The organism is Geodermatophilus sp. SYSU D00742 (genome assembly GCF_054049935.1).
In genome coordinates, this window is the sequence record NZ_JBJGYJ010000035.1 from 1 (window position 1) to 22,072 (window position 22,072).

The window sequence follows — 22,072 nt, forward strand, 5'->3', positions numbered from 1 at the left end:
ACGTGGGGGGGTGAGGCCCCGTCGCGGGAACCGTCCAGGCGCCCGCCCCGACCGCCCGAGCACCCCGAGTGGGGACGAGGCCCCCACCCCCGTGGGGGTGGGGCCCTCGTCGTGGCCGGCCGGCACCGGGCTGGGGGTCCCGGTGCCGGCCGGTGCTCGTCACCTCCGGGAGGTGAAGGCGAACGGCGCGGAGACGCCGCCCTTCGTGGACTCCGCCACGACCCGGGTGAAGCCGGTGGTCGGGCTCACCCCGTTGGCGATGCGGACGGTCCAGGCACCCGTGGCGTCGACCGTGGCGGTGCCGATCACGGCGCCCTTCGTCCCGGTCGTGGTGGCCAGGAAGACCGTGACCGTGTTCAGGTCGGTCACCGAGGAGGTGCCGGAGACCCGCCACTCCCGCGTCCCGGTCCGCAACTCGGCGGCGGTGATCGCGAGGGTGTCGACGTTCGGCGTCACGGTGACCGACCCGGTGGCCGTCCCGCCCGGACCGGTCGCGGTGACCTGGAAGGTCACCGGGTGGGCCGGAGCGGTGAACGACACCGTGTTCCCGGTGGTGCTGGGCACGCTCACCGCCGGGGTGGAGGTCTGCACCCACTCGTAGGACGTCGCGTTCGTCCCGGTCGCGGTCAGCACGACCGGGGCCCCGACCTCCGGCGTCGGGTCGTCCGCCGTCACGGTGACCGCGGTCGGGACCTCGCCGCCCTGGACCTCGACGCTGCGGGTGAAGACGCGCTCACCCTCCGGGCCCTGCGTGGTCAGGGTGATCGTCACCGTGCCGGGGGTGCCGGGTGCGGTGAACGTGGCCAGCGCCGGGTTGCCGGCGTCGGCGACGATCGTGCCGGCCGAGGCCGCCCAGGCGAACGAGTCCACGTTGGTCGACGAGGAGGCGTCCAGGGTGACCGTCTGGCCCATCGCCACCGTGGGCGGCAGCCCGGCGATGTTGCCGGCCTGCGGCACGGCCTCGCCGGCGTCCGAGCCGGTGACCATGACCGGGGCCGTGGTGCGGCCGTCCTCGGCGCCCCCCTCCGTGGCCACCACGGTGACCGTGTGCGGCGGCATCGCGAGTCCGGTGGCGGTGAGGGTGCCGTCGGTCATCGCGCCGAAGCCCTCGACGGACAGCGCCGCGTCGCTGTCGCTGGACGTGGCCTCGACGGTGAGCGTCCCGTCGTCGAACACGGCGCCGGTGACCTGGATGCGGTCGGTCACCGGGACGTCCTTGTCCTCCGCCGGCACGTCACTGGTGTTGCTGACCGTGACCGAGGCGGGGAAGGCGTCGACGGGGATGCGGGCGAAGAAGTTGCCCGCGCCGTCGCCGGTCAGGCTGGTGGCGGCCACGCCGTCGCCGGAGACCTCGACGGTCGAGTTGCGGCCGGCCGCGGCGTAGACGTCGATGTAATCCTGGCCGGCGGTGTCGACCTCGTAGACGCCGAGGGGCTCGATGCCCTGGTTGACCGCGACCTTGCCGAGGATCGCGAAGGTGTCGTCGCGGAAGGTGTCGATGCCCGGGCCGGAGACCTCCACGTAGTCGGTGTCGTGGGGCGAGCCGGTGACCTGGGTCTCCACGGCGGGGTTGCCGACGTAGGAGTTGCCGTTGACCTCGTGCATGCCGGCGGCGTCCACGAGGAACGGCGCGATGCGGGATCCCAGCGCGAGACCGAAGTTGTCCGGGGCGGGGGTGATGTCCTCGACGAAGCGGGCCCGGCCGCGGTCGTCGGCGGTCACCGTGTCGACGCCGTAGGGGTGGGTGACGGTGTAGGTGGCGAAGGGCACCGCGTCGTCGATCCGGATGCGGAGGCGGCCGAAGACCACCTGGTCGCCCTCCTTGGCCGCCTCGTTGGCGAACGTCGCCTCCAGGGCGGCGACGAAGTCGACGGCCGGACCGCTGGGCGTGTCGAAGCTGTTGCCGGCCTGGAAGTAGAACGACTCGCCGGGGAAGTTGCTCTCGGCCGCGCTCGCCCCGATGTGCAGCGGACGGCTCGGGTCGAGTCCCTCCGCGGTGAGGAACGCCGGGTCGCAGTAGGCGTCGGTCGCGTCGAGGCACTGCTCGAGGCGCAGCCCGTCGCCGTCCTCGTACCAGACGGGGAAGCCGTGCACCCCGCTGGTCGGGCCGACCGCCTTCAGGGTCTCCGGGTTGGGCGTGATGATCTCGGCGCCGGCCATCGTGGCCCCGGTCGCCACGATGCCCAGGGTGGTCACGGCGACGACGCCGCGCCGCCCCAGACTGCGTCGTGCCCTGCGGTTCGCCGTCGCGACGTCGGTGCCCTCCGTGGCCCCGCCCCCGCGACGACCGTTGTCCGGTCGTTCCCGTGTCATGCGACTCTCCGCTGTCGAACGGCGATGCCGTCCCCGGGAAAGGAGACGGCCTGGTATCGATGACCTTGGTGTAACGGGGGGTTGCCCGGCAGACGCGCCTGGGGGGACACGGCATCCCCCAAAGCAAGGGGACCAAGGTCCCGGGACGCCGGGACCCTGGAGTGACGCCGAGGGCCCGCCACGGGTTCGTGACGGGCCCTCGACTGTTCAGTTGTGGTGGTGCAGGAGGGTCATCCCCCCGGGGTCACCGCCGCTCGACGGTCACCCCGGCCAGGTTGGCACCGCCGGTCGAGGTGACCGTCAGCGTCGCACCAGCCGGGAGCTGGATGTTGGTGCGGGCGCTGTAGGTCCAGGTGCCGTCAGCGGCGACCGGGATGTTGGTCGCCACCTGGGTGCCGGTGCTGGTGCGGAGGGTGATCCGGTTGGTGGTGCGGGTGTCCTGGGCGGTCCCGTTCACCCGGTACTCGTTCCGGTCGGCCCGGTACTGGGCGCGGGCGACGGTGACGACGTCGTTGGTCACGACGGTCGACGTGACCCCCGTGCCGGCCGTGGCCGCCGTGTTCCCGGCCGCGGTGACCGCGGTGACCGTGACCTGGTACCGGGTCTGGTTGAGCAGGTCGTTCAGGACGGCGCTCGTCGCGGTGGAGGGCGCCGTCGTGGTGACCGCCGTCCCGGTGGCGACCCCGGCGGCGTCGACCGGCTGGGCCGTGACCTCGTAGCCGGTGATCTGGCTGTCCGCCGCGGCGTTGGCCGGCTGCGCCGCCGCCCACTCGGTGGTGATCGACGTGGGGCCGGCGAGCACGCGGGTCACGGCGAAGTTCCCGGGCGCCGCGGGGGTCTGCGGCTCCTCGGTCCCGCCGCCACCGGGCTGCTCACCGTCACCTCCACCGGCGCCGGGCGTGGTCCGGGGCGTGTAGACGCCGCCGACCATGTCCACCGTGCCGAGAGGAGCGGCCTCGCTCCAGCGGCCGTCGTAGGGGACGGGCGTGCCGCTGAAGGCCTCGATGGCCAGGTCGTAGGTCTTGGTCGCGTCCAGACCCGACAGGGTCGCGGTCGTCTGGTCGGTCCGGACCGCGACCTCCTGGCCGCTCACCGCGTCGAACACCGACAGCCGGTACTGGCTGATCGCCGGAGCGTCCGCCGGCTGCTGCGGGGCGGCCCAGCTGACGGCGAACGAGCTGCCGTTGGCGGCCAGGTCCGTCACCGTCGCGGTGGTCGGCGGCACCGGGATGCCGTCGACCGCACCGGGCGGGCAGGACTGGTCGGCGGGACCGTTGACCATCCCGGCCTCCGCGAGCGTGAGGCCGAGCTGCCCCTCGCCGACGGCGGGCTCGGCCATCCAGCTCAGGGCGACGTGCTCGCCCGCCGCGATCATGTCCTGGTCGGCCTTGGTGAGTCCGCCGAAGGTCACCGAGAACGTGCCGTCGCTGGCCGTGCCCTCGGCGGTGAAGCCGGGCCCGCCGTTCACCTCACCCGCGGCGAGGGTCGGGTCCCAGGAGATGGCCCGCTCGCCGATGGCCCCCGCGTCGCGCATGTCGGGGTTGACCACCTCGACCAGGAACCGGTCCAGGTTGGCGTCGGAGCCGTACGTCCCGTTGATGGTGACGCCGTAGGAGCCCTCGGCCGAGCCGTCCTTGGTGTAGCCGGTGATGACCGGCGAGCCGATCACCATGCTGTCGGTCAGGGCGTGCTGGTCGAACGTGACCGTGAGCCTGTCGCCGGCCTTGAGGTCCGGGGTCACGTTGAGGGCGGCGGGAGCGCCCTGGCCCCAGCAGGTGGCGCCCGCGTGGTTGACCTCCAGGAAGCCGTTCGCGTCGACCACACCGCTGGTCTGGCCGATCACCTCGCCGCCGCGCGTGGCCGTGATGGTCGCGGTCATCCCGGCCTGCTCCGTGTAGCCGTCGATCGCCACCATGTCACGGTTGGGGAACGCCTCGATGTTGCCGGGGCCCAGCGGGGGCTCACCGGCCAGGGCGATACCGCCGGTGACGAGTCCGCCCACCGCCGTCACGGCGGCGAGGCTCCCGGCGAGGACGGCACGCCTGCCGGTTCGGGGCTGTCGCGACGCGGAGGGAGCCGCAGCTCCACTCCCGCGGTGGCGACCGGTGCTGGTCTTGCTCCTGGACATGGCTTCTCCGCAGTCGAGTGCCTTCCCCCGATCGGACGACCGAGGCAGTGGCTAGACAGTCGCCTGCGGCAGGGCCCCGGCAAGAGCCGTGGCGGGGGGGTCGTAGGACCCCCAATGTGGGTGGACCTCTCGTTGCCGGACGCAAGCACTCCGGGGAGCGACGTGCCTCACATCCGAGCGTCGCCGCACGTCGTGCCGACGCACCCGCCCCGTCCGGGTGGCTCAGGCGGTGCCGACGGGGGAGCGGGGGACGACGAGCACCGGGCGGTGGGCGCAGTGCAGGAGGGCCCGGGGCACGCTGCCGACCAGCAGCTCACGGCTGGCCGACCGGCCGCGGCTGCCGACGGCGATGACCGCCGCCCCGCGGTGCGCGGCGGTCTCGGCGAGGGTCGAGGCGGTCGCCCGAGCGCTGCCGGGGCGACCCGAGCACGGCACGGTGAGCAGCTCGGCGCCGTCGGGCGCAGTCGGGCCGGGGCCGGGGCCCGGCTCCGCGACGGCGACCAGGAGCTGCTGGCGCCCGGGGAAGAGCGCGGCCGCGGCGTCGATGGCCCGGGCCGCGCCGGCCGAGCCGTCGGTGCCGACCATGACCGGCCCGGAGGCGGCCGCGGCCCACTCGGAGGTCGTCAACGGGTAGGGCACCACCAGCACCGGCACGGGGCTGACGTGGATGACGAGCTCGGACACGCTGCCCAGTGCGGCCCGCACGCCGCCCAGGCCGCGGGTGCCGACGACGATCAGGTCGGCGCCGACCTCCTCCGCCGTCCGGGCGAACTGGTAGCCGTCGCCACCGAAGGCGCGCCTGACCAGCGGCTCGGCCTCCCAGCCCGCGGCGCGTGCCAGCTTGACGCCGTTGCCGGCCAGCCGCCCGGCCTCGGCCCGGCCCTCGGTCTCCAGCAGCTCGCCGAGCTCCTGCAACCCGGAGGCGCGGCCGGCCAGCCGCTGCCGCAGCTCGGGGGAGGTGAAGGGCGGCTCCCACAGGTGGAGGACCGACGCGGAGGCCGACGGCACGAGGGTGGCCGCGGCCTCGATCGCGTTGACCGCGCTCGGCGAGCCGTCGTAGCCGACGAGCACGCGCAGGGACCGACCGGCGTTGTCAGGGGCGCTCATGGCGGCATTCTCCCCGACGCGCACCAGGGCGGGACGAACCGGCCGGTCAGAGGTAGGCGCGCGGGTCGACCGCGGGCGGCAGCTCGCCGGGGACGGTCCGCCGGCCGGTGACCGCGTGCGGGATCAGCCGCAACCAGTGGCCGGCGTCGCCCGGTGCCCACGGCTCGAGCCCGGTGGCGCGGGTGCGGGCGACGAGTTCGGCGCGGTGCGCCTCGCCGACCTCCTCGGCCCGGCCGCGCACCAGCACGCTCCCCGCGCTGCGGGTCCGCCGGTCGATCTCGTCCACCTCGGAGGTGACGTCGGCGTGCTCGCTGCGGCCGGCTCGGTGCCGGCGCGGGCGTCGCGCACGCCACGTGCGCCCGTGGCTGCCCATGGGGTAGGCAGGGGACGGGCCCCGCTGCGGGGCGCCGCACCCGGCCGGAGGAGCGCAGATGGACGAGCAGGACTGGACCGCGGTGGTGGGCGCCGCCATCCGGGCGCCGTCGATCCACAACACCCAGCCCTGGCGGTTCACCGCGACACCGGACCGGCTGGAGCTGCACCTGGACCGCGACCGGGGGCTCCCGGTCCTCGACCCCACGGGTCGTCAGCAGGTGATCAGCTGCGGGGTGGCCGCCGAGTTCGCCGCGGTGGCGCTGCGGGCCGCCGGGGTGCAGGCGGAGGTCGACCTGCTGCCCGAGCCCGCGGACCCCGACCACCTGGCCACCGTCCGCGCCGGGGCCGCCCGTGAGGCGACGCCGGAGGACCGCGCCCTGGCCGAGGCGATCGGCCGGCGTCACACCGAGCGGGCGCCCTTCCAGCCGCGCGCGGTGCCGGTCGAGCTCGTCGACCGGGTGCAGGCCGAGGCGGGACGGCTGGGGGTGTGGGTCAAGCCGATCACCGAGTCGGAGGAGGAGGTCGCGACCGTCTTCCTCATCTCCCGGGCCGAGGAGATGGAGCGCAGCGACCCGGAGTACGTGGCCGAGCTGCAGCGCTGGCTGCGTACCGACCCGGCGGCGGTGGACGGCGTCCCGGTCGAGGCGGTGCCCAGCGAGGACCCCGCCACCCGGCCGTCGAACTGGCTGATCCGCGACTTCGTCGTCGGCAGCCGGGGTACGCACGCCGCCTTCCTCCCCGAGGGCGACGCGTCCGCACCGCCGCCGGAGGTGGAGCGGCCCACCGTGGTGCTGCTCGGCACCGACAACGACGACCGGACGGCGTGGCTGCTGGCCGGTCAGGCGCTGGGCCGGCTGCTGCTGCGGGCGACGACCGAGGGGCTGGCCGCCTCGCCGCTGACCCAGGCGCTGGACTGGCCGGCGACCCGCACCCGGATGCGCAGCCGGCTGTCGCTGGTCGGCCATCCGCAGATGCTGTTGCGCATGGGCTACCCGTCGGCGGAGGGCGCTCCGCACTCCGGCCGGCGCCCGGTCGCCGACGTCCTCCACTTCTCCACGGCGGCGGGCTGACGCGAGCCCGGGGGTCCTCTCTCAGTCCCTGCGGCCGGTGGCGGCCCAGGGGTCCTCGGGGTCGAAGTCGTCGTCGGACCCGTCGCTGCGCTCGGCGGTCGCCCCGGTGACCGTCGCCGGCGGGGCCGGCTGGGTCCGGTGGGTCGCGGCCTCGAGCGCGGCGTCGCGCTCACGGTCCCGCTCGGCGCGCACGGCCCGCTCCTGGGCCCGCAGCTCCCGGCGGGTGGGGCGGCCGCCGGCGGGGCGGTCGCGCAGCCGCCACAGGCCGGCCCCGGCCAGGGCCAGGCCGATCGGTAGCACGTAGGCCGCGGCCCGCTCGGTGCCGCCCTCGCCGAGGTACCGGGTGATCCCCGAGACGAAGAAGACGGTCGCCGCCGTGCCGACGAGGCCCAGCAGTGCCAGCACCGTGCCCAGCGCCTCGGAGCGGGGCCGCACGGCGTAGGCCAGCGCGATGAGCCCCAGGCCGCCACCCACCAGGTACAGCCCGGCGCCGGCCTCGTGCAGCGCCTGCTGCCCGTCCATCGGGAAGACCCCGACCACGCACACGCCGGTGGCGGCCGCGGCGAGCAGGGCGGTGGCGGTCCTCCCGGCGGTGCCGGCCAGCGCGGGGCGCAGCGCCACCGTCCCCGCGGCGATCAGCACGCCCTGGGCGATGAACGAGGCGTTCATCAGCACGTGCGCGGGGGAGGGGCCGGCGCCCAGTTCGCTGATCAGGTCGTCGGCGCGGGAGTACCCGTCGGCCTGCAGCTGCACGACCGTCTCGACGACGAAGAACTGCAGGGTCAGCACCCAGGCGAGCGCGCCCCAGCGGTGTCGGGTGGGAGTCACGGGGGCCATGGTCCCAGCCCGGTCAGGGAGGGGCCGTCAGCCGGGCGAGGACGGCGGCGAACGCGGCGGGCGAGAGCCAGGAGGGGTTGCTCCCGGCGGGCATGCGCAGCACCTCGGCGGTCCGGACGACGGGGTCGGCGAGCAGTTCGGCCCGTGGCACGGGCCGCGCCAGCCGGGTGAGCCGGACGTCGACCACGGGACCGTCGGCGCGGTCCTCGGGCTCCCCGGTGACCTCCCCGAGGGCGTGCACGCCGGGGTCGGTGCGGCCGCTGACCCACAGCAGGCACGGCTGCCCCGGCCGCACCAGGTCCAACCGGTAGGAGCGGCGCACGCAGCGCGTCAGCTCCCGGGGCGCGCCCACCGGCCAGCCCGGGTCGACGACCTCCGGGGGGCGGGTGGACTTCAGCACCCAGCAGGCGACGTCCCCCGCGGCGAGGCGGGTCACGGCGCCCCGCCCCGCCGCCGGGGACAGGGGCAGCGGCTCGACGCGGTCGGGGACGGCACGTGGCCCCGGTGCCGGCCCGGGGGGTGGGGGCCGCGGGTCAGTCGGTGGCCGGGTGCTGGTCGGCGCCGGCAGGGTCGGCGTCGTCGGAGTCGACCGCCTGCCGCTCCTGCTCGGTGCGGTGCTGGAGGGCGTCGTCGTTGGGGCGGTCGTAGCCGCCGGCGTGCTGGGCACGGTCGCGCGGGGCGGACTCGGTGGTGTCCATGACGTCGTCGAGGCTGGGCCGGTCGGGCTCGCTCATCGGGTGCTCCGCTTCGTCGGGGATCTCCGTTCCGGGAGGCCATAGCCAGCCCGGCGGCGCGCCAACCGTGGTCACCGTTGCTCCAGCCGGGCCGCCGGCACCCACGCCTCGACCAGCACCGGGCCGTGCGGACCGGCCAGGGCGTAGGTGACCCGGCCGAGCCAGCCGCCGTCGGTCTGCCGCCACTCCACCAGCAGCCCCGGCCACACCCCGGGCGCCCCCGGCGGGTCGTGCACCCAGCAGTGCCGGCCGTGGCCGTCGACCCGGCGGCCGCTGTCGGCGGCGGCCGCCGGGCGGATCGGCTCGGACGTCGGGACGGGGGCACCCGCCCCGGACTCCGCTGCCCGCTCCCCGAGGGAGCGGCGCCCCGTGCGCCCTGGGTGCATGCCGCCGGCCATGGGGAGAGTCTGGCACGTCGATCGAACAGGCGTTCGACCAGGACGGCCGGTCAGTCGCGGGCCGCGACGCCCTCGGCCAGGGTCTCGGCCACGGCGGTGACCAGCGGGTGGGCGGGGAGGTCCTCGACGGTCACCGGCAGCGGCAGCGACCAGTTGGGCCGGTCGGTGGTGCCGGGCATGTTGGGCCGGCGCCGCTCGGCCACGGCGTCGTCCAGCGTCGCCGACAGCAGCAGGGACGGCGCCTGCGCCAGCAGCTGGTGCGCCCGCTTGACCGCCGTCTCCGGCTTGGCGTTCCTCCGGACGCCGGACAGCCTGCCCAGCAGCGACTGCCGGCCCTCCTCGAGCTCCTCGTCGGTCCCGGTGCCGTACTCGCGCTGCTCCTCGAGGTCGGCGCCGGTCCACAGCCCGGCCACGGTGGGCAGGTCGTGGGTGGTGATGGCGGCCATGGCCGTCTCCGGCCAGGTGCCGGGGGCGTCCTCCTCGAACCACAGCAGCCGGTAGCTGAGGATGCCGTGCTCGGCCAGCGCCTCGCGGACGCCCTCCTCCACCGTGCCGAGGTCCTCGCCGACGACGACCGCCTGCGCCCGGACGCTCTCCAGCGCGACGATGTCGAGCAGGTCCTCGGCGGGGTAGCGGACGTAGGCGCCGTCGGCCGGGCTCTCGCCCCGGGGCACCCACCACAGCCGGAACAGGCCCATGACGTGGTCGATGCGCAGCCCGCCCGCGCCGGCCATGGTGGCGCGGATGGACTGGACGAACGGCTCGTAGTCCGCCGCCCGCAGCTGCCACGGGACGAGCGGCGGCGAGCCCCAGTCCTGGCCCTGGGCGTTGAAGGCGTCCGGCGGCGCGCCCACGCTCGCGCCGGGGGCCAGCACGTCCTGCCAGGTCCAGGCGTCGGCGCCGCCCCCGGCGACCCCGATCGGGAGGTCCTGGATGACGGTCATGCCCTCGGTGGCCGCCGACAGCTGCAGGTGCAGCGCCCACTGCAGCCAGGCGTGGAAGGCGACGTCGCGCTCGTGCTCCTCGACGAACCGTCCGACCGCGCCGCTGCGCGGGTCGCGCAGCTCCTCGGGCCAGGTGTGCCAGTCGGGACCGTGCACGTCGGCGAGGGCGCACCAGGTGGCCCAGTCCTGCAGCGGCTGGCCCTGGTGCCACCACCAGTCGGGGAACGCGGGGTCGTCGCGGCCGGCGGCGTCGAAGACCCGGCGCAGCACCTCGCGCTTGCGGGCCCAGATCGCGTCCCGGTCGATCAGGTCGCCGTCCGAGAGGGCGCGGCCGGCGTCCTCCTCCAGGTCCACCGCGCCGGCGCCGGGAACCTCCTGGACGCGCAGGTAGACCGGGTTGCGGAAGCGCCGGGTGGCCGGCAGGTAGGGGCTGGCCTCCTGCCCCGGCGTGGGGGCGACGGCGTGCAGCGGGTTGATGAGGACGAACCCCGCGCCCTGCCCGACGGCCATCTCCCGGACGGCGCGCAGGTCGGCGAGGTCGCCGATCCCCCAGCTGTCGCGGCTGCGGGTGGCGTAGAGCTGCACCGCCCAGCCCCAGGCGCGGCCCTCGGGCAGCCAGCAACGGCCGGGGGAGACGACCAGCCGTCGGCGCGGCCCGCCGGGGACCTGGAGCCAGTGGTAGCCGAGGGGGAAGTCCTCGGGGAGCTCGCCGTCGACGTGCCGGACGGAGCCGTCCTCGCACGTCACCTCCGCCTGGTCGACCTCCAGGGCGTCGCCGGGGCGGGCCACGATCGGCGCACGCTCCTCCAGGTCGGCCGGAGGCGTGCCGATCACCGCCCGCAACCGCTCGATGGTGGCCTCGGCGACGTGGTGTTCCTCGTCGAGGGCGTCGAGCCAGCTGGCGTCGATGCCCCACTCGTCGGTGGTCGGGGTGCGCGTCACGTCTCGATACTCCCCAGGGCAGGCCCGACCCACACGGCAAGACGGACGTGGTGCCGGTCTCTCACTGGACCCTCCAGCCCTCGGTCCCGGCGGTCGAGTGGTGGATCGCCGCGCTGCGCGCCGGCTGAGCAGCTCACCCCTCGGGGTGGGGCCGCGCCCGCGCCGTCTCAAGGGCCGGCGCCGCGCCGCCGAACCGGTCAGACGACGCACCCCCGAGGGAAGGCCCCACCCGTGGACCACCACACGGCACCACCCCCCGCCGGCCGGCACCGGGCCGTCCTCCTCGCGGGGGCCCTCGCCGCCGCGCTGGTGGCCGCGCACCTGGCGGTCGGCGGCGAGCACGTGGGGGCGCACCTGGCCGTCAGCGTCGCCGCCGCCGTCGTCGCGGCCGGGGCCGCCGACCGCCGGCAGCGCAGCACCCGGCGGCGCACCCAGGCCGAGCTCGCCCAGCTGGCCTTCTCCGACGGGCTGACCGGTCTGGCCAACCGCGCGCTGTTCACCGACCGCCTGGAGCTGGCGCTGCGCCGCACCGCCCGCACCGGCGGCGAGGTGGCGGTGGTGTTCCTCGACCTCGACGGCTTCAAGACCGTCAACGACAGCCTCGGCCACGCCACGGGGGACACCCTGATCCGCGAGGTCGCGCGGCTGCTCCAGGGCGCGGTGCGCACCGAGGACACCCTCGCCCGCCTCGGCGGCGACGAGTTCGCGATCCTGGTCGAGCGCGCGCCGGGCGTGGAGGAGGCCACCCGGATCGCCGAGCGTGTCCTGGCGTCGCTCGCCGGGGCGGTCGACCTGGGCGGGCAGCGGGTCACGGTCTCGGCGAGCATCGGCATCGCCACGGGCGACGTCGCGGCGACGGCGGGCTCGCTGCTGCGGGACGCCGACAACGCGATGTACTGGGCCAAGGGCGCCGGCCGCGGGCGCTACGTCGTGTTCAACCCGCAGATGCGCTCGGCCGCCGCGGAGCGCCGGCAGCTGGAGGAGGACCTCTGGGCGGCGTTGGGACACGGGCAGTTCCGGCTGGTCTACCAGCCCGTGGTCGACCTGGACAGCGAGCGGGTGACCGGGTTCGAGGCGCTGCTGCGCTGGGACCACCCGACCCTCGGCGTCGTCCTGCCCGAGCGGTTCCTGCCGGTCGCCGAGGAGATCGGGCTGATCCCCGACATCGGCCGCTGGGTGATCGCCGAGGCGTGCGCGGCCGCCGCACAGTGGCGCCGCGACCACCCGGGGGCGGCGGAGCTGTCGATGGCGGTCAACGTCTCGCCGTCCCAGCTCGGCTCACCCGGCCTGCTCGACGACGTCCGGACGGCGCTGGAGACCACCGGCCTCCCGCCGCAGGCCCTCGTGCTGGAGCTGACCGAGTCGGTCCTGGTGCGCGACCCGGCCCTCGCCGCCGAACGCCTGCACCAGCTGCGCAGCATCGGCGTGAAGGTGGCCCTCGACGACTTCGGCACCGGCTACTCCTCGCTGTCGCACCTGCGCCAGTTCGCCGTCGACATCCTCAAGATCGACCGGTCGTTCGTCAGCACCATCGACGACGCCGAGGCGATGCCGGCGATCCTGCGGGGGCTGATCAACCTGGGCCACACGCTGGACCTGGAGATCGTCGCCGAGGGCATCGAGCAGGAGCGGCAGCGCACGCACCTGCGGGACGGACGGGTGGGCCTGGCGCAGGGCTACCTGTTCGCCGCGCCCCTGGAGCGGACCGACGCCGAGCTGCTCCTGCTCGGCGGCGCGACCACCCCGACCGCCGACGAGCCGGGGACCAGCGCCCCCGCCTGAGTGTGCGGTGGCCGCAGGCGCCGACTCCCCCGCGAGGCGCTGCGCCCCCGTGCGCGTCGCACCCGACGAGGCACCCCGGCCCGCGCGTTCCGATGCCGGGGCGGTCGGGGTAGGGGAGGGCGCATGACGGTGATCGGTTTCCACAACTCCCACGAACAGGTCCACCCCGCGGCGCTGCTGACCGCCGTCCAGCACGCCGAGCAGGTGGGCTTCACCGCGGCGATGTGCTCCGACCACCTGACCCCGTGGAACCCGCGGCAGGGGCACTCCGGCTTCGCCTGGTCGTGGCTCGGCGCGGCGCTGGCCACGACGGGCCTGCCCCTCGGGGCGGTCAACGCGCCGGGGCAGCGCTACCACCCGGTGATCATCGCGCAGGCGATCGCCACCCTCGGCGCCATGTTCCCCGGCCGCTTCTGGGTCGCCCTGGGCAGCGGCGAGGCGATGAACGAGCACGTCACCGGCGACAAGTGGCCCCGCAAGGAGCTGCGCGACGCCCGGCTGCGCGAGTGCGTCGACGTCATCCGGGCGCTGCTGGCGGGGGAGGAGGTCAGCCACGAGGGGCTGGTCACCGTCGACCGCGCGCGCGTCTACACCCTCCCGGAGCAGCAGCCGGCGCTCATCGCCCCGGCGGTCAGCGTCGAGACCGCGCGCCGCGGCGCCGACTGGGCCGACGGCCTGGTCACCATCAACCAGCCGCACGACAAGCTGCGCCAGATGATCGCCGCCTACCGGGACGCCGGTGGCCGGGGCAGGCTCGTCCTGCAGGTGCACGTCTCCTGGGACCCGGACCCCGACCGGGCCCTGGCGCTGGCCCACGACCAGTGGCGCAGCAACGTCTTCCCGCCGCCACTGTGCTGGGACCTCGACAGCCCGGAGGCCTTCGAGCAGGCCAGCGCGCACGTGACGCCGGAGGGGGTCACCGGCGCCGTCCGGGTCTCCGCCGACCTCGGTCAGCACGCCGCCTGGATCGCGGAGTACGTCGAGCTCGGCTTCGACGACGTCTACCTGCACCAGGTCGGCGGTGACCAGATCGCCTTCCTCGACGCGTTCGGGGAGAAGGTGCTGCCGCGGCTGGACGTCACCACGCCCGGCCCCGCCGTGGCCATCGACCCGGCGGGCCCGGCCGGTCCGCGCCGTCCGGAGCAGACACCGCACCCGGCCGGCATCGCCTGACCGGCCGGGGCGCGACCGGGGCCCCCGAGCTGCATCCGTCCGCCTCCCCGCGCCGAAGACAGGGTGGACCGCGGCCGCCGGCCGCGGCGGGAACGGTGCGGGACGGGGACGACATGGTCGACGTGGACGACGTCATCCGGCGGGTCAACGCCCGGGAGCCGATGTCGGCTCCGGAACTGCGCCGCGCCGCCGAGCTGCTCGACCGCCACTCCCGGTCCGGCCGGCCGGGGCTCGCCGTGGCCCGGGTGCGCGTGGCCGTCCAGCTGGAGAAACTGGGCGAGTGACCCGGCCCCGGCCGGCCGCACCCCGCCTAGGGTGCCGGGACGTGGACGTCACCGTTCGTGTGCTCGCCGAGGACGACGTCCCCGCGCTCACCCACCTGCTCGTGGTCAACCGAGCCTTCCTCGCGCCGTGGGATCCCCAGCGCCCCGACGAGTACTTCACCGAGGAGTTCCAGCGCGCCGAGGCCCGCCGCCTCCGCACGCGGTACGAGCAGGGCGCCGTCCTGCCGGGGGTGGTGCTCGCCGACGGCGAGCCGGTCGGCCGGGTGAACGTCAACAACGTCGTCCGCGGCCCGTTCCTGTCCGGCGACCTCGGCTACTGGGTCAGCGAGCACGTCACCGGCCGCGGGGTCGCCACCGCCGCGGTGGCCGCGATGGTGCGGTGGGCCTTCGGCGACGCGGGCCTGCACCGGCTGCAGGCCGGCACCCTGGTGCACAACTCCGCCTCCCAACGGGTGCTGCGGCGCAACGGGTTCGAGCGCATCGGCTTCGCGCCGCGGTACCTGCGCATCGCCGGGCGGTGGCAGGACCACCTGCTCTTCCAGTTGCTCGACGAGCCGGCGGACCGAGCCGGGGTCGCCCCGAGGGCCGGAGTGCGGTAGGGACGACGACAGGCCCGAGGAGAGGACGCCGCCATGCGCATCACCGACACGAGCGACCTCTGGTGGAAGACCGCCGTCGTCTACTGCCTCGACGTCGAGACGTACCTGGACTGGAACGGGGACGGCTGCGGCGACTTCGCGGGCCTCGCCCAGCGGATCGACCACCTCGCCGACCTCGGCGTCACCTGCCTGTGGCTGATGCCCTTCTACCCGACCGCCGAGCGGGACGACGGCTACGACATCACCGACTTCTACGGCGTCGACCCGCGGCTGGGCACCCACGGCGACCTGGTCGAGGTGGTGCGGACGGCGAACGACCGCGGCATGCGGGTGATCGTCGACCTCGTCGTCAACCACACCTCGGTCCAGCACCCGTGGTTCCAGCGGGCCCGCCGGAGCAGGGACGACCCGTTCCACGACTTCTACGTCTGGCGGGACGACGAGCCGCCGGACACCTCCGACCAGGTGGTCTTCCCCGACCAGGAGGACAGCACGTGGACCCACAACGAGGCGACCGGGGAGTGGTACCAGCACCGCTTCTACAAGGAGCAGCCCGACCTGAACGTGGCCGATCCGCGGGTCCGCGACGAGGTCGCCAAGATCATGGGCTTCTGGCTGCAGCTGGGCCTGTCCGGCTTCCGCGTCGACGCCGTCCCCTTCTTCCTGGAGGTGGAGCCGGAGGACGCCGGTGAGCTGCCCGACCCGCACCAGTACCTGCGGGCGCTGCGCTCCTTCCTCGGCCGGCGCACCGGCGACGGGATCCTGCTCGGCGAGGTGAACCTGCCGCACGAGCAGCAGGTCGAGTTCTTCGGCGGCGCGGACGGCGACGAGCTCACGATGCTGTTCGACTTCGTCGGCATGCAGGCGCTGTACCTGTCCCTGGCCCGCGCCGACGCCGGCCCGCTCAGCCGCGCCCTCACCGAGCGGCCGGCGGTGAACCCGGACAGCCAGTGGGCCACCTTCGTCCGCAACCACGACGAGCTCACCCTCGACAAGCTCTCCGACGACGAGCGGCAGGAGGTCTTCGCCGCCTTCGGCCCCGAGGAGCGCATGCAGGTCTACGGCCGGGGGCTGCGCCGCAGGCTGCCGCCGATGCTGGACGGCGACCCGCGGCGGGTGCGGATGGTCTACAGCCTGCTGTTCTCCCTGCCCGGCACCCCCGTGCTGTTCTACGGCGAGGAGATCGGCATGGGGGAGGACCTCGACGCCGAGGGCCGCCTCGCCGTCCGGACGCCGATGCAGTGGACCTCCGGCCCCAACGGGGGGTTCTCCACCGCCGACCCCGACCAGCTGCCCGGCCCGGTGGTGGACGGCGGGTTCGCCCCCGAGTTCGTCAACGTCGCCGACCAGCGGCACGACCCCGACTCGCTCCTGTCGTTCATGAAGCTGCTCATCCGCCGGTACCGGGAGTCCCCGGAGCTGGGCTGGGGGTCCTACGAGGTCCTCGACCAGCCGCACCCGGAGGTGCTGGCCCACCTGTGCAGCTGGGACGACGGCGCGCTGGTCGCCGTCCACAACCTCGGCCCGGAGCCGCGGAAGGTGCCGCTGACCCTGGCCGACTGCAGTCCCGACCACCGGCTGGTGGACCTGCTGCAGGCCGGGGAGGAGCCGGTGGCCGAGGACGGCGGGGTGGAGCTGGCCCTCGAGGGCTACGGGTACCGCTGGTTGCGGGTGGTCGCGCCGGGCAGCCGACGGCTGGTCTGAGCGACACGTCGACGTGTCGACCTGTCGACATCCCGCGAGGTGTCGGCGGTGGCGCCTAGCGTGGGGGCGATGACCGAGGCACCGCGCACCCCGACCCCGCCGACCGCCGAGCTGCCCACGTCCGGCGCCTCCCCGTCCGGCGCCGGTGCGGCGGAGCGCACCCCGCCGGGCCCGACGGTCACCGGCCCGATCCCGGCCGGCCCGCCGCCCGTGCCGTTCCCGGGGCTCGAGGGCACCGCTGCCGCGGGGGCGGCTCCCTCCACCGGATCCGTGCCGGCCGCGGAGGCGGCCGCGCCGGCCGCGCCGACCCCGGCCCCGGAGGGACACCAGGCCACCACCCCGGTGACGGGACGACCGCGGATCGGTCCGCGCCGGCCCAGCCCGCTGACGCGGATGGGCCCGTGGGCGCCGGTGGCCGGAGCCCTGCTCGGCCTCGTCGCCGGCATCGTCGTGTCGCTGCTGCTCGGCGGGGTGGCCGAGGCGTTCAGCGAGCGGCTGGCGCTGGTCTTCCTCACCGTCGGGCTGGGCATGCTCGGCGCGGCGGGCGCGCTGCTGGCCGACGAGGTGCGGCTGGTCCGCCGCGGCGCCCGCGAGGCCGGCATCCGCCCGGCCTGGGTGGAGGCCACCGCGAACCTCATCAACGGCCTCACCCCGGCCCGGCTGCTCCTGCTGGCGAGTGCGTTCGTGCTCTTCCTGGCCGCCTACGTCGTCTGAGGCCCGCGCGGGCGCTCAGGTGTAGGCCTGCACCGCCAGGTGGACCGCCAGGCCGATGCCGGCGACGGCGATGAGCCGCCGCAGCGCGGTCTGCGGGGCGCGGCGCACCACGCGGGGGCCCAGCCGGCCGCCGACGAACAGCCCGATCGACAGCGGGATCGCCGCCGACCACGCCACGTCGGAGAGCAGGACGAACCCGACGGCGGCCACCGCGTTGGCCATGCCGAGCACGACGTTCTTCAGCGCGTTGCCGATCGGCAGGCCCTCGCCCGTGGTGAGCAGGAACATCGCCAGCAACATCACCCCGGCGGCGGCGCCGAAGTAGCCGCCGTAGATCGCGACGGCGAACGTGCCCAGCGGCAGCCACCAGGGGTCGCGGTGGGTGGGGTGGGCGCGGGCGCCCTCCTCGGCGAGCTCCCGCGGGGGCCGCTGCAGCAGCAGCGCGATCGAGGCCCCGGCGATCAGCCACGGCACGATGCGCTCGAAGGCCTCCGAGGGGGTCAGCAGCAGCAGGGCCGCCCCGGCCGCGCCGCCGAGCACCGCCCCGGTCGCCAGCCGGAGCAGCCGGCGGCCCTGGCCCGCGAGCTCCGGACGGGAGGCGCTGACCGAGCCGACGCTGTTGAGCACCAGCGAGACGGTGTTGGTGATGTTGGCCGTGACCGGCGGGATGCCGGTGGCCAGCAGCGCCGGGTAGCTGATCAGCGACGCCAGCCCCGCGATGCTGCCGGTCAGTCCGGCACCGATGCCGGCGAGGAGGAGGAACCCGAACTCCAGGGGGGTCACCGCCCACCCGCCGCACCCGTCATGGGCTCCAGCTTGCCTCCCCGGAGGGAGGCCCCGGCTCACCGGGTCAGGAGCACCGCGATGGCGGCGCAGCCGAGCAGCACGATCACCGTCCGGAGCACGGGCGCGGGCAGCCGCCGGCCGAAGCGGGCGCCGGTGTAGCCGCCCAGGAGGGAACCGCCGGCGACCAGCCCCGCCGCCGTCCAGTCGACGCGGTCGGTGGCGACGACGACGTAGGCGCCCGCGGCGACGGCGTTCACCGCCAGCGTCAGCACGTTCTTCAGCGCGTTCAACCGCTGCAGCGGCTCGTGCAGCAGGAGGCCGAAGACGCCGATCTGCAGCACGCCCTGGCTGGCCGCGAAGTACCCGCCGTAGCTGCCGGTGGCGTACGCGCCGGCGAACAGGGCGGCCAGCCGGCCGGGACCGATCCGCTGCGGGCCGGCGTCCCCGGCGCGGCGGCGGGCCAGCGCCCGCTGCACCACCGGCTGCACGGCGACCAGCACCACGGCCAGCCCGACCAGGGCGGGCACCACCGCCTCGAACGCCGACGCCGGCAGGTGCAGCAGCAGGAAGGCGCCGGTGAGCGCGCCGAGCACCGAGGCCGGCAGCAGCCGCAGCAGCAGGCCGCGCTGGCCGGCGAGCTCGCGCCGGTAGCCGATCGAGCCGGTCAGGTTGCCCGGCACCAGGCCGAGGGAGTTGCTGATCGTGGCGGTGACCGGCGGCAGCCCGACGGCCAGCAGCACCGGGAAGGTGACCAGCGTGCCCGACCCGACGACGGCGTTGATGCTCCCGGCCGCCATCCCCGCCGCGGCGACGGCCAGCATCTCCAGCGCGTTCATGCGGACATCGGCCGCGAGGGTGCCACGTCTCCCGGCCGGCCCGGGACAGGGGGTGCCGTGACCACTCGTGGCCGGCCGCGACCCGGCGTCGCGACCCGCGGGGGACCCGTGCGGGCAGGACGGGACGGCTGCCGGGCCGGCCGGGCGGTGCCAGGCTCCTCCCGGCCGCCCCGGCGCCCGGGAGGGGGAACGGTGGTGCTCGCAGACATCGGACTCGGCGTCAGCGTGGTGGCAGCGGGCCTGTGGTCGGGGCTGCTGCTGATGCTCACGACGATCCTGCACCCGGTGTACGCCACGCAGGGCCCGCGCGGGTTCGCCGAGGCGATGCGGCACTTCCTCCCGGTCGCCCGCCGCTCGCCCACCAACCACGTGCTGGTCGCGCTGCTCGTGCTCGCGCCGGTGGTCGCACTCGTCGGGCTGCGGTCGGACGCGACCAGCCCGGAGTTCGTGCTGACCGCGGTCGGGCTGGCGGCCACCGTCGCCGGCCCACTGCTCGTGTCGAGCCGGTTCGCCGAGCCCAACTACGACGTCATGCTGTCCTGGGAGCCGCAGGCGGTGCCCGATGACTGGCGCGAGGCCCGCGCACGATGGCTGCGTCTCAACTGGATCCGGGCCGCGCTGACCTGGGCCGCCCTCGCCTGCTTCGTCGCGGCGACCTACCTGCACCTCACCTGAGGGTTCAGTCGCGGCGTCCGGCGTCCACCACGCGCAGGACGACGTGGCCCTCCTCGTCGGAGGCCTCCAGGTCGACCTCGACGTCGATGCCCCAGTCGTGGTCGCCCGCCGGGTCGTCGAGGATCTGCCGCACCCGCCACACGCCGGGCTCACCCTTGTCCCAGATGAGCAGCGCCGGCCCGCGGGCGTCGGCGCCGGTGTTCACCTCGGCGTGCTCGGCGAAGTAGGCCTGCACCACCTCGCCCCAGCGGTCGGCGTCCCACCCGGAGCCGCGGTCGAGCTCGCCCAGGTCGTACCAGCGGCGCAGGGCCCACAGCTCGACCCGGCGGAACAGCGCGTTGCGGACCATCGCGGTGAACGCCCGCTCGTTGCCGGTCAGCGGCCGCGGCCGCGCCGGGACGGCGACCGGCTCGTCGAGCGGCTGGTCGGGGGAGGTGAGCTGCTCCCACTCGTCCAGCAGCGAGGAGTCGACCTGCCGGACCAGCTCGCCGAGCCACTCGACGAGGTCGGTGACCTCCTCGGTGCGTGCCGCGGCCGGGACGCCGGAGCGCAGCGCCTTGAACGCATCCGACAGGTACCGCAGCACCGCGCCCTCGGACCGGGTCAGCCCGTAGGTGTTCACGAACTCCCGGAAGGTGAACGCCCGCTCCCACATCTCGCGGACGACGGACTTCGGCGACAGGTGCGCGTCGCGCGCCCACGGGTTGCTGCGCACGTAGACCTCGAAGGCGTGGCCGAGCAGCTCCTCGAGCGGCTTGGGGTGGGTGATGCCCTCGAGCAGCTCCATCCGCTCCTCGTACTCGACGCCCTCCGCCTTCATCTGCGCCACGGCCTCGCCCTTGGCCTTGTTCAGCTGCGCGGCGAGGATCTGGCGCGGGTCGTCGAGGGTGGCCTCGATGACGCTCACCACGTCGAGGGCGTAGGTGTCGCCCGCCGGGTCCAGCAGCTCGATGGCGGCCAGCGCGAAGGTCGACAGCGGCTGGTTGAGCGCGAAGTCCGGCGGCAGGTCGACGGTCAGGTCGTAGCGCCGGCCGTCGGGCTCGGGCTCCGGCAGCCGCTCGAGGACCCCCGCCTGCAGCAGCGAGCGGGCGATGCCGATCGCCTCGCGGATGTGCCGCAGCTGCCGCTTGCGCGGCTCGTGGTTCTCCGTCAGCAGCCGCCGCATCGCGACGAACGGGTCGCCGGGGCGGTCGACGACGTCGAGCACCATCGCCGTCGACACCCGCATGTTGCTGGTCAGCGGCTCGGGGTCGGCCGCGACGAGCCGGTTCATGGTCGCCTCCGACCACGGCACCATGCCCTCGGGCGCCTTGCGGCGGACCAGCTTGCGGCGCTTCTTGGGGTCGTCGGCCACCTTGGCGAACTGCTTGAGGTTCTCCACCTCGTGCTCCGGCGCCTGGACCACGACGGTGCCCGCGGTGTCGTAGCCGGCCCGGCCCGCGCGGCCGGCGATCTGGTGGAACTCGCGGGCGTTGAGCAGCCGGGTGCGGGTGCCGTCGTACTTCGACAGCGCGGAGAACACGACGGTCCGGATGGGCACGTTGATGCCCACACCCAGGGTGTCGGTGCCGCAGATGACCTTGAGCAGCCCGGCCTGGGCCAGCTGCTCCACCAGCCGCCGGTACTTGGGCAACATCCCCGCGTGGTGGACGCCGATGCCGTGGCGGACCAGCCGCGACAGCGTCGTCCCGAAGGAGGAGGTGAACCGGAACCCGCCGATCATGTCGGCGATCGCGGCCTTCTCCTCCTTGCTGCACACGTTGACGCTCATCAGCGCCTGCGCCCGCTCCAGCGCCGAGGCCTGGGTGAAGTGGACGACGTAGACCGGGGCCTGCCGGGTGTCGAGCAGCTCCTGGATGGTCTCGTGCATCGGCGTGGTCGCGTAGTAGTGGTGCAGCGGCACCGGGCGCTCGGCGTTGGCCACCAGCGCGGTCGGCCGGCCGGTGCGGCGGGTGAGGTCCTCCCGCAGCCAGGTCGTGTCGCCGAGGGTGGCACTCATCAGCAGGAACTGCGCCCTCGGCAGCTCCAGCAGCGGCACCTGCCAGGCCCAGCCGCGGTCGGGGTCGCCGTAGAAGTGGAACTCGTCCATGACCACCAGGCCGACGTCGGCGTCCGGGCCCTCGCGCAGCGCGATGTTGGCCAGCACCTCGGCGGTGCAGGCGATGATCGGGGCGTCCCGGTTGACGGCGGCGTCGCCGGTGAGCATGCCGACGTTGGCCGCGCCGAAGACCCCGCAGAGCGCGAAGAACTTCTCGCTGACCAGCGCCTTGATCGGCGCGGTGTACCAGCTGCGCCGCCCGGAGGCCAGGGCCGCGTACTGCGCCCCGGTGGCCACCAGCGACTTGCCCGACCCGGTCGGCGTCGCGAGGACGACGTTGGCGCCGCTGACCAGCTCGATCAGCGCCTCCTCCTGCGCCGGGTACAGCACCGTGCCGTTGGCCTCCGCCCACGCGGCGAAGGAGGTGAACAGCTCGTCGGGGTCGGCACCGCGCGCCCGGAGGGCGGCGAGGTCGCTCGGGTCGTCGAGGAGGGGAGGTGCGGTCGCGGTCATCGTGGGGGACAGCGTGCCTGACGCGCCTTCCCTTCCCGCGGCACGGCCCTTCCCGGCGGCGCCGTCCGGTTCCGGTGTCGCCCGAGGGGGTAGGCCGGGGCGGAAGCGCCCACGAACCAG

20 protein-coding genes are annotated in these 22,072 nt (G+C 75.1%); 8 read left to right on the plus strand and 12 right to left on the minus strand.

Translation table 11 applies throughout. The annotated features are described in order from the left end of the window. Positions 1–159: 159 nt before the first annotated feature. The 4 genes from ACI78V_RS19195 to ACI78V_RS19210 all read right to left on the minus strand — a co-directional run bounded on the left by ACI78V_RS19195 (position 160) and on the right by ACI78V_RS19210 (position 5,921). A complete protein-coding gene (locus ACI78V_RS19195) occupies positions 160–2,313 on the minus strand; it encodes a hypothetical protein (protein WP_456853630.1) in 2,154 nt (717 codons plus the stop codon). Between the two features lie 244 nt (positions 2,314–2,557). Next, the gene (locus tag ACI78V_RS19200; RefSeq protein ID WP_456853632.1) at positions 2,558–4,324 is read right to left on the minus strand and encodes a fibronectin type III domain-containing protein; all 1,767 of its coding nucleotides are present in this window, start codon (positions 4,322–4,324) and stop codon (positions 2,558–2,560) included. Positions 4,325–4,663: 339 nt separating this feature from the next. Continuing rightward, positions 4,664–5,548: a universal stress protein gene (locus tag ACI78V_RS19205; protein WP_456853634.1), complete on the minus strand. Its 885-nt coding sequence runs from the start codon at positions 5,546–5,548 to the stop codon at positions 4,664–4,666. A 46-nt stretch (positions 5,549–5,594) separates the two neighbouring features. After that, positions 5,595–5,921, minus strand: coding sequence for a hypothetical protein (locus ACI78V_RS19210; RefSeq protein ID WP_456853636.1), 327 nt, complete (start codon positions 5,919–5,921; stop codon positions 5,595–5,597). A 58-nt stretch (positions 5,922–5,979) separates the two neighbouring features. Here ACI78V_RS19210 and ACI78V_RS19215 point away from each other — a divergent pair, with 58 nt between their 5' ends. Beyond that, positions 5,980–6,993, plus strand: coding sequence for an Acg family FMN-binding oxidoreductase (locus tag ACI78V_RS19215; protein ID WP_456853638.1), 1,014 nt, complete (start codon positions 5,980–5,982; stop codon positions 6,991–6,993). Positions 6,994–7,014: 21 nt separating this feature from the next. Here ACI78V_RS19215 and ACI78V_RS19220 read toward each other — a convergent pair whose 3' ends face one another. The 5 genes from ACI78V_RS19220 to malQ form a co-directional block, all read right to left on the minus strand. Beyond that, positions 7,015–7,830 (minus strand): DUF998 domain-containing protein, encoded by an 816-nt coding sequence (locus tag ACI78V_RS19220; protein WP_456853640.1) that lies wholly within the window; start codon positions 7,828–7,830, stop codon positions 7,015–7,017. A gap of 13 nt (positions 7,831–7,843) precedes the next feature. After that, positions 7,844–8,266, minus strand: coding sequence for a hypothetical protein (locus tag ACI78V_RS19225; RefSeq protein ID WP_456853642.1), 423 nt, complete (start codon positions 8,264–8,266; stop codon positions 7,844–7,846). A gap of 97 nt (positions 8,267–8,363) precedes the next feature. Next, on the minus strand, positions 8,364–8,564 hold the full coding sequence (locus tag ACI78V_RS19230; RefSeq protein WP_456853644.1) for a hypothetical protein: 201 nt from the start codon (positions 8,562–8,564) through the stop codon (positions 8,364–8,366). 71 nt (positions 8,565–8,635) lie between these two features. Then, positions 8,636–8,962: a hypothetical protein gene (locus tag ACI78V_RS19235; RefSeq protein ID WP_456853646.1), complete on the minus strand. Its 327-nt coding sequence runs from the start codon at positions 8,960–8,962 to the stop codon at positions 8,636–8,638. 50 nt (positions 8,963–9,012) lie between these two features. Continuing rightward, positions 9,013–10,848, minus strand: a complete 1,836-nt coding sequence (malQ, locus tag ACI78V_RS19240; protein ID WP_456853648.1) for a 4-alpha-glucanotransferase — start codon at positions 10,846–10,848, stop codon at positions 9,013–9,015. A gap of 231 nt (positions 10,849–11,079) precedes the next feature. On the opposite strand from malQ, the gene ACI78V_RS19245 reads away from it, so the two are divergent. The 6 genes from ACI78V_RS19245 (at position 11,080) to ACI78V_RS19270 (ending at position 17,104) form a co-directional block, all read left to right on the plus strand. Continuing rightward, positions 11,080–12,630: a putative bifunctional diguanylate cyclase/phosphodiesterase gene (locus ACI78V_RS19245; protein ID WP_456853650.1), complete on the plus strand. Its 1,551-nt coding sequence runs from the start codon at positions 11,080–11,082 to the stop codon at positions 12,628–12,630. A gap of 123 nt (positions 12,631–12,753) precedes the next feature. Further along, a complete protein-coding gene (locus ACI78V_RS19250; protein WP_456853652.1) occupies positions 12,754–13,803 on the plus strand; it encodes a TIGR03885 family FMN-dependent LLM class oxidoreductase in 1,050 nt (349 codons plus the stop codon). Positions 13,804–13,916: 113 nt separating this feature from the next. After that, positions 13,917–14,087 carry a hypothetical protein gene (locus tag ACI78V_RS19255; protein WP_456853654.1) on the plus strand — a complete coding sequence of 57 codons (171 nt, stop codon included), beginning with the start codon at positions 13,917–13,919 and terminating at the stop codon, positions 14,085–14,087. Between the two features lie 41 nt (positions 14,088–14,128). Then, the gene (locus ACI78V_RS19260) at positions 14,129–14,686 is read left to right on the plus strand and encodes a GNAT family N-acetyltransferase (RefSeq protein ID WP_456853656.1); all 558 of its coding nucleotides are present in this window, start codon (positions 14,129–14,131) and stop codon (positions 14,684–14,686) included. A gap of 33 nt (positions 14,687–14,719) precedes the next feature. Continuing rightward, complete coding sequence (locus ACI78V_RS19265; RefSeq protein WP_456853658.1) at positions 14,720–16,390, plus strand: alpha-amylase family protein; 1,671 nt, start codon at positions 14,720–14,722, stop codon at positions 16,388–16,390. Positions 16,391–16,459: 69 nt separating this feature from the next. Beyond that, on the plus strand, positions 16,460–17,104 hold the full coding sequence (locus ACI78V_RS19270) for a hypothetical protein (RefSeq protein ID WP_456853660.1): 645 nt from the start codon (positions 16,460–16,462) through the stop codon (positions 17,102–17,104). 15 nt (positions 17,105–17,119) lie between these two features. On the opposite strand, the gene ACI78V_RS19275 is transcribed toward ACI78V_RS19270, so the two are convergent. Both ACI78V_RS19275 and ACI78V_RS19280 read right to left on the minus strand, forming a co-directional pair. Continuing rightward, a complete protein-coding gene (locus ACI78V_RS19275; RefSeq protein WP_456853662.1) occupies positions 17,120–17,887 on the minus strand; it encodes a sulfite exporter TauE/SafE family protein in 768 nt (255 codons plus the stop codon). 59 nt (positions 17,888–17,946) lie between these two features. Further along, on the minus strand, positions 17,947–18,726 hold the full coding sequence (locus ACI78V_RS19280) for a sulfite exporter TauE/SafE family protein (protein WP_456853664.1): 780 nt from the start codon (positions 18,724–18,726) through the stop codon (positions 17,947–17,949). A 192-nt stretch (positions 18,727–18,918) separates the two neighbouring features. Here ACI78V_RS19280 and ACI78V_RS19285 point away from each other — a divergent pair, with 192 nt between their 5' ends. Continuing rightward, positions 18,919–19,401, plus strand: a complete 483-nt coding sequence (locus ACI78V_RS19285) for a hypothetical protein (protein WP_456853666.1) — start codon at positions 18,919–18,921, stop codon at positions 19,399–19,401. Between the two features lie 4 nt (positions 19,402–19,405). On the opposite strand, the gene ACI78V_RS19290 is transcribed toward ACI78V_RS19285, so the two are convergent. Next, on the minus strand, positions 19,406–21,952 hold the full coding sequence (locus ACI78V_RS19290; protein ID WP_456853668.1) for a DEAD/DEAH box helicase: 2,547 nt from the start codon (positions 21,950–21,952) through the stop codon (positions 19,406–19,408). Positions 21,953–22,072: the final 120 nt, after the last annotated feature.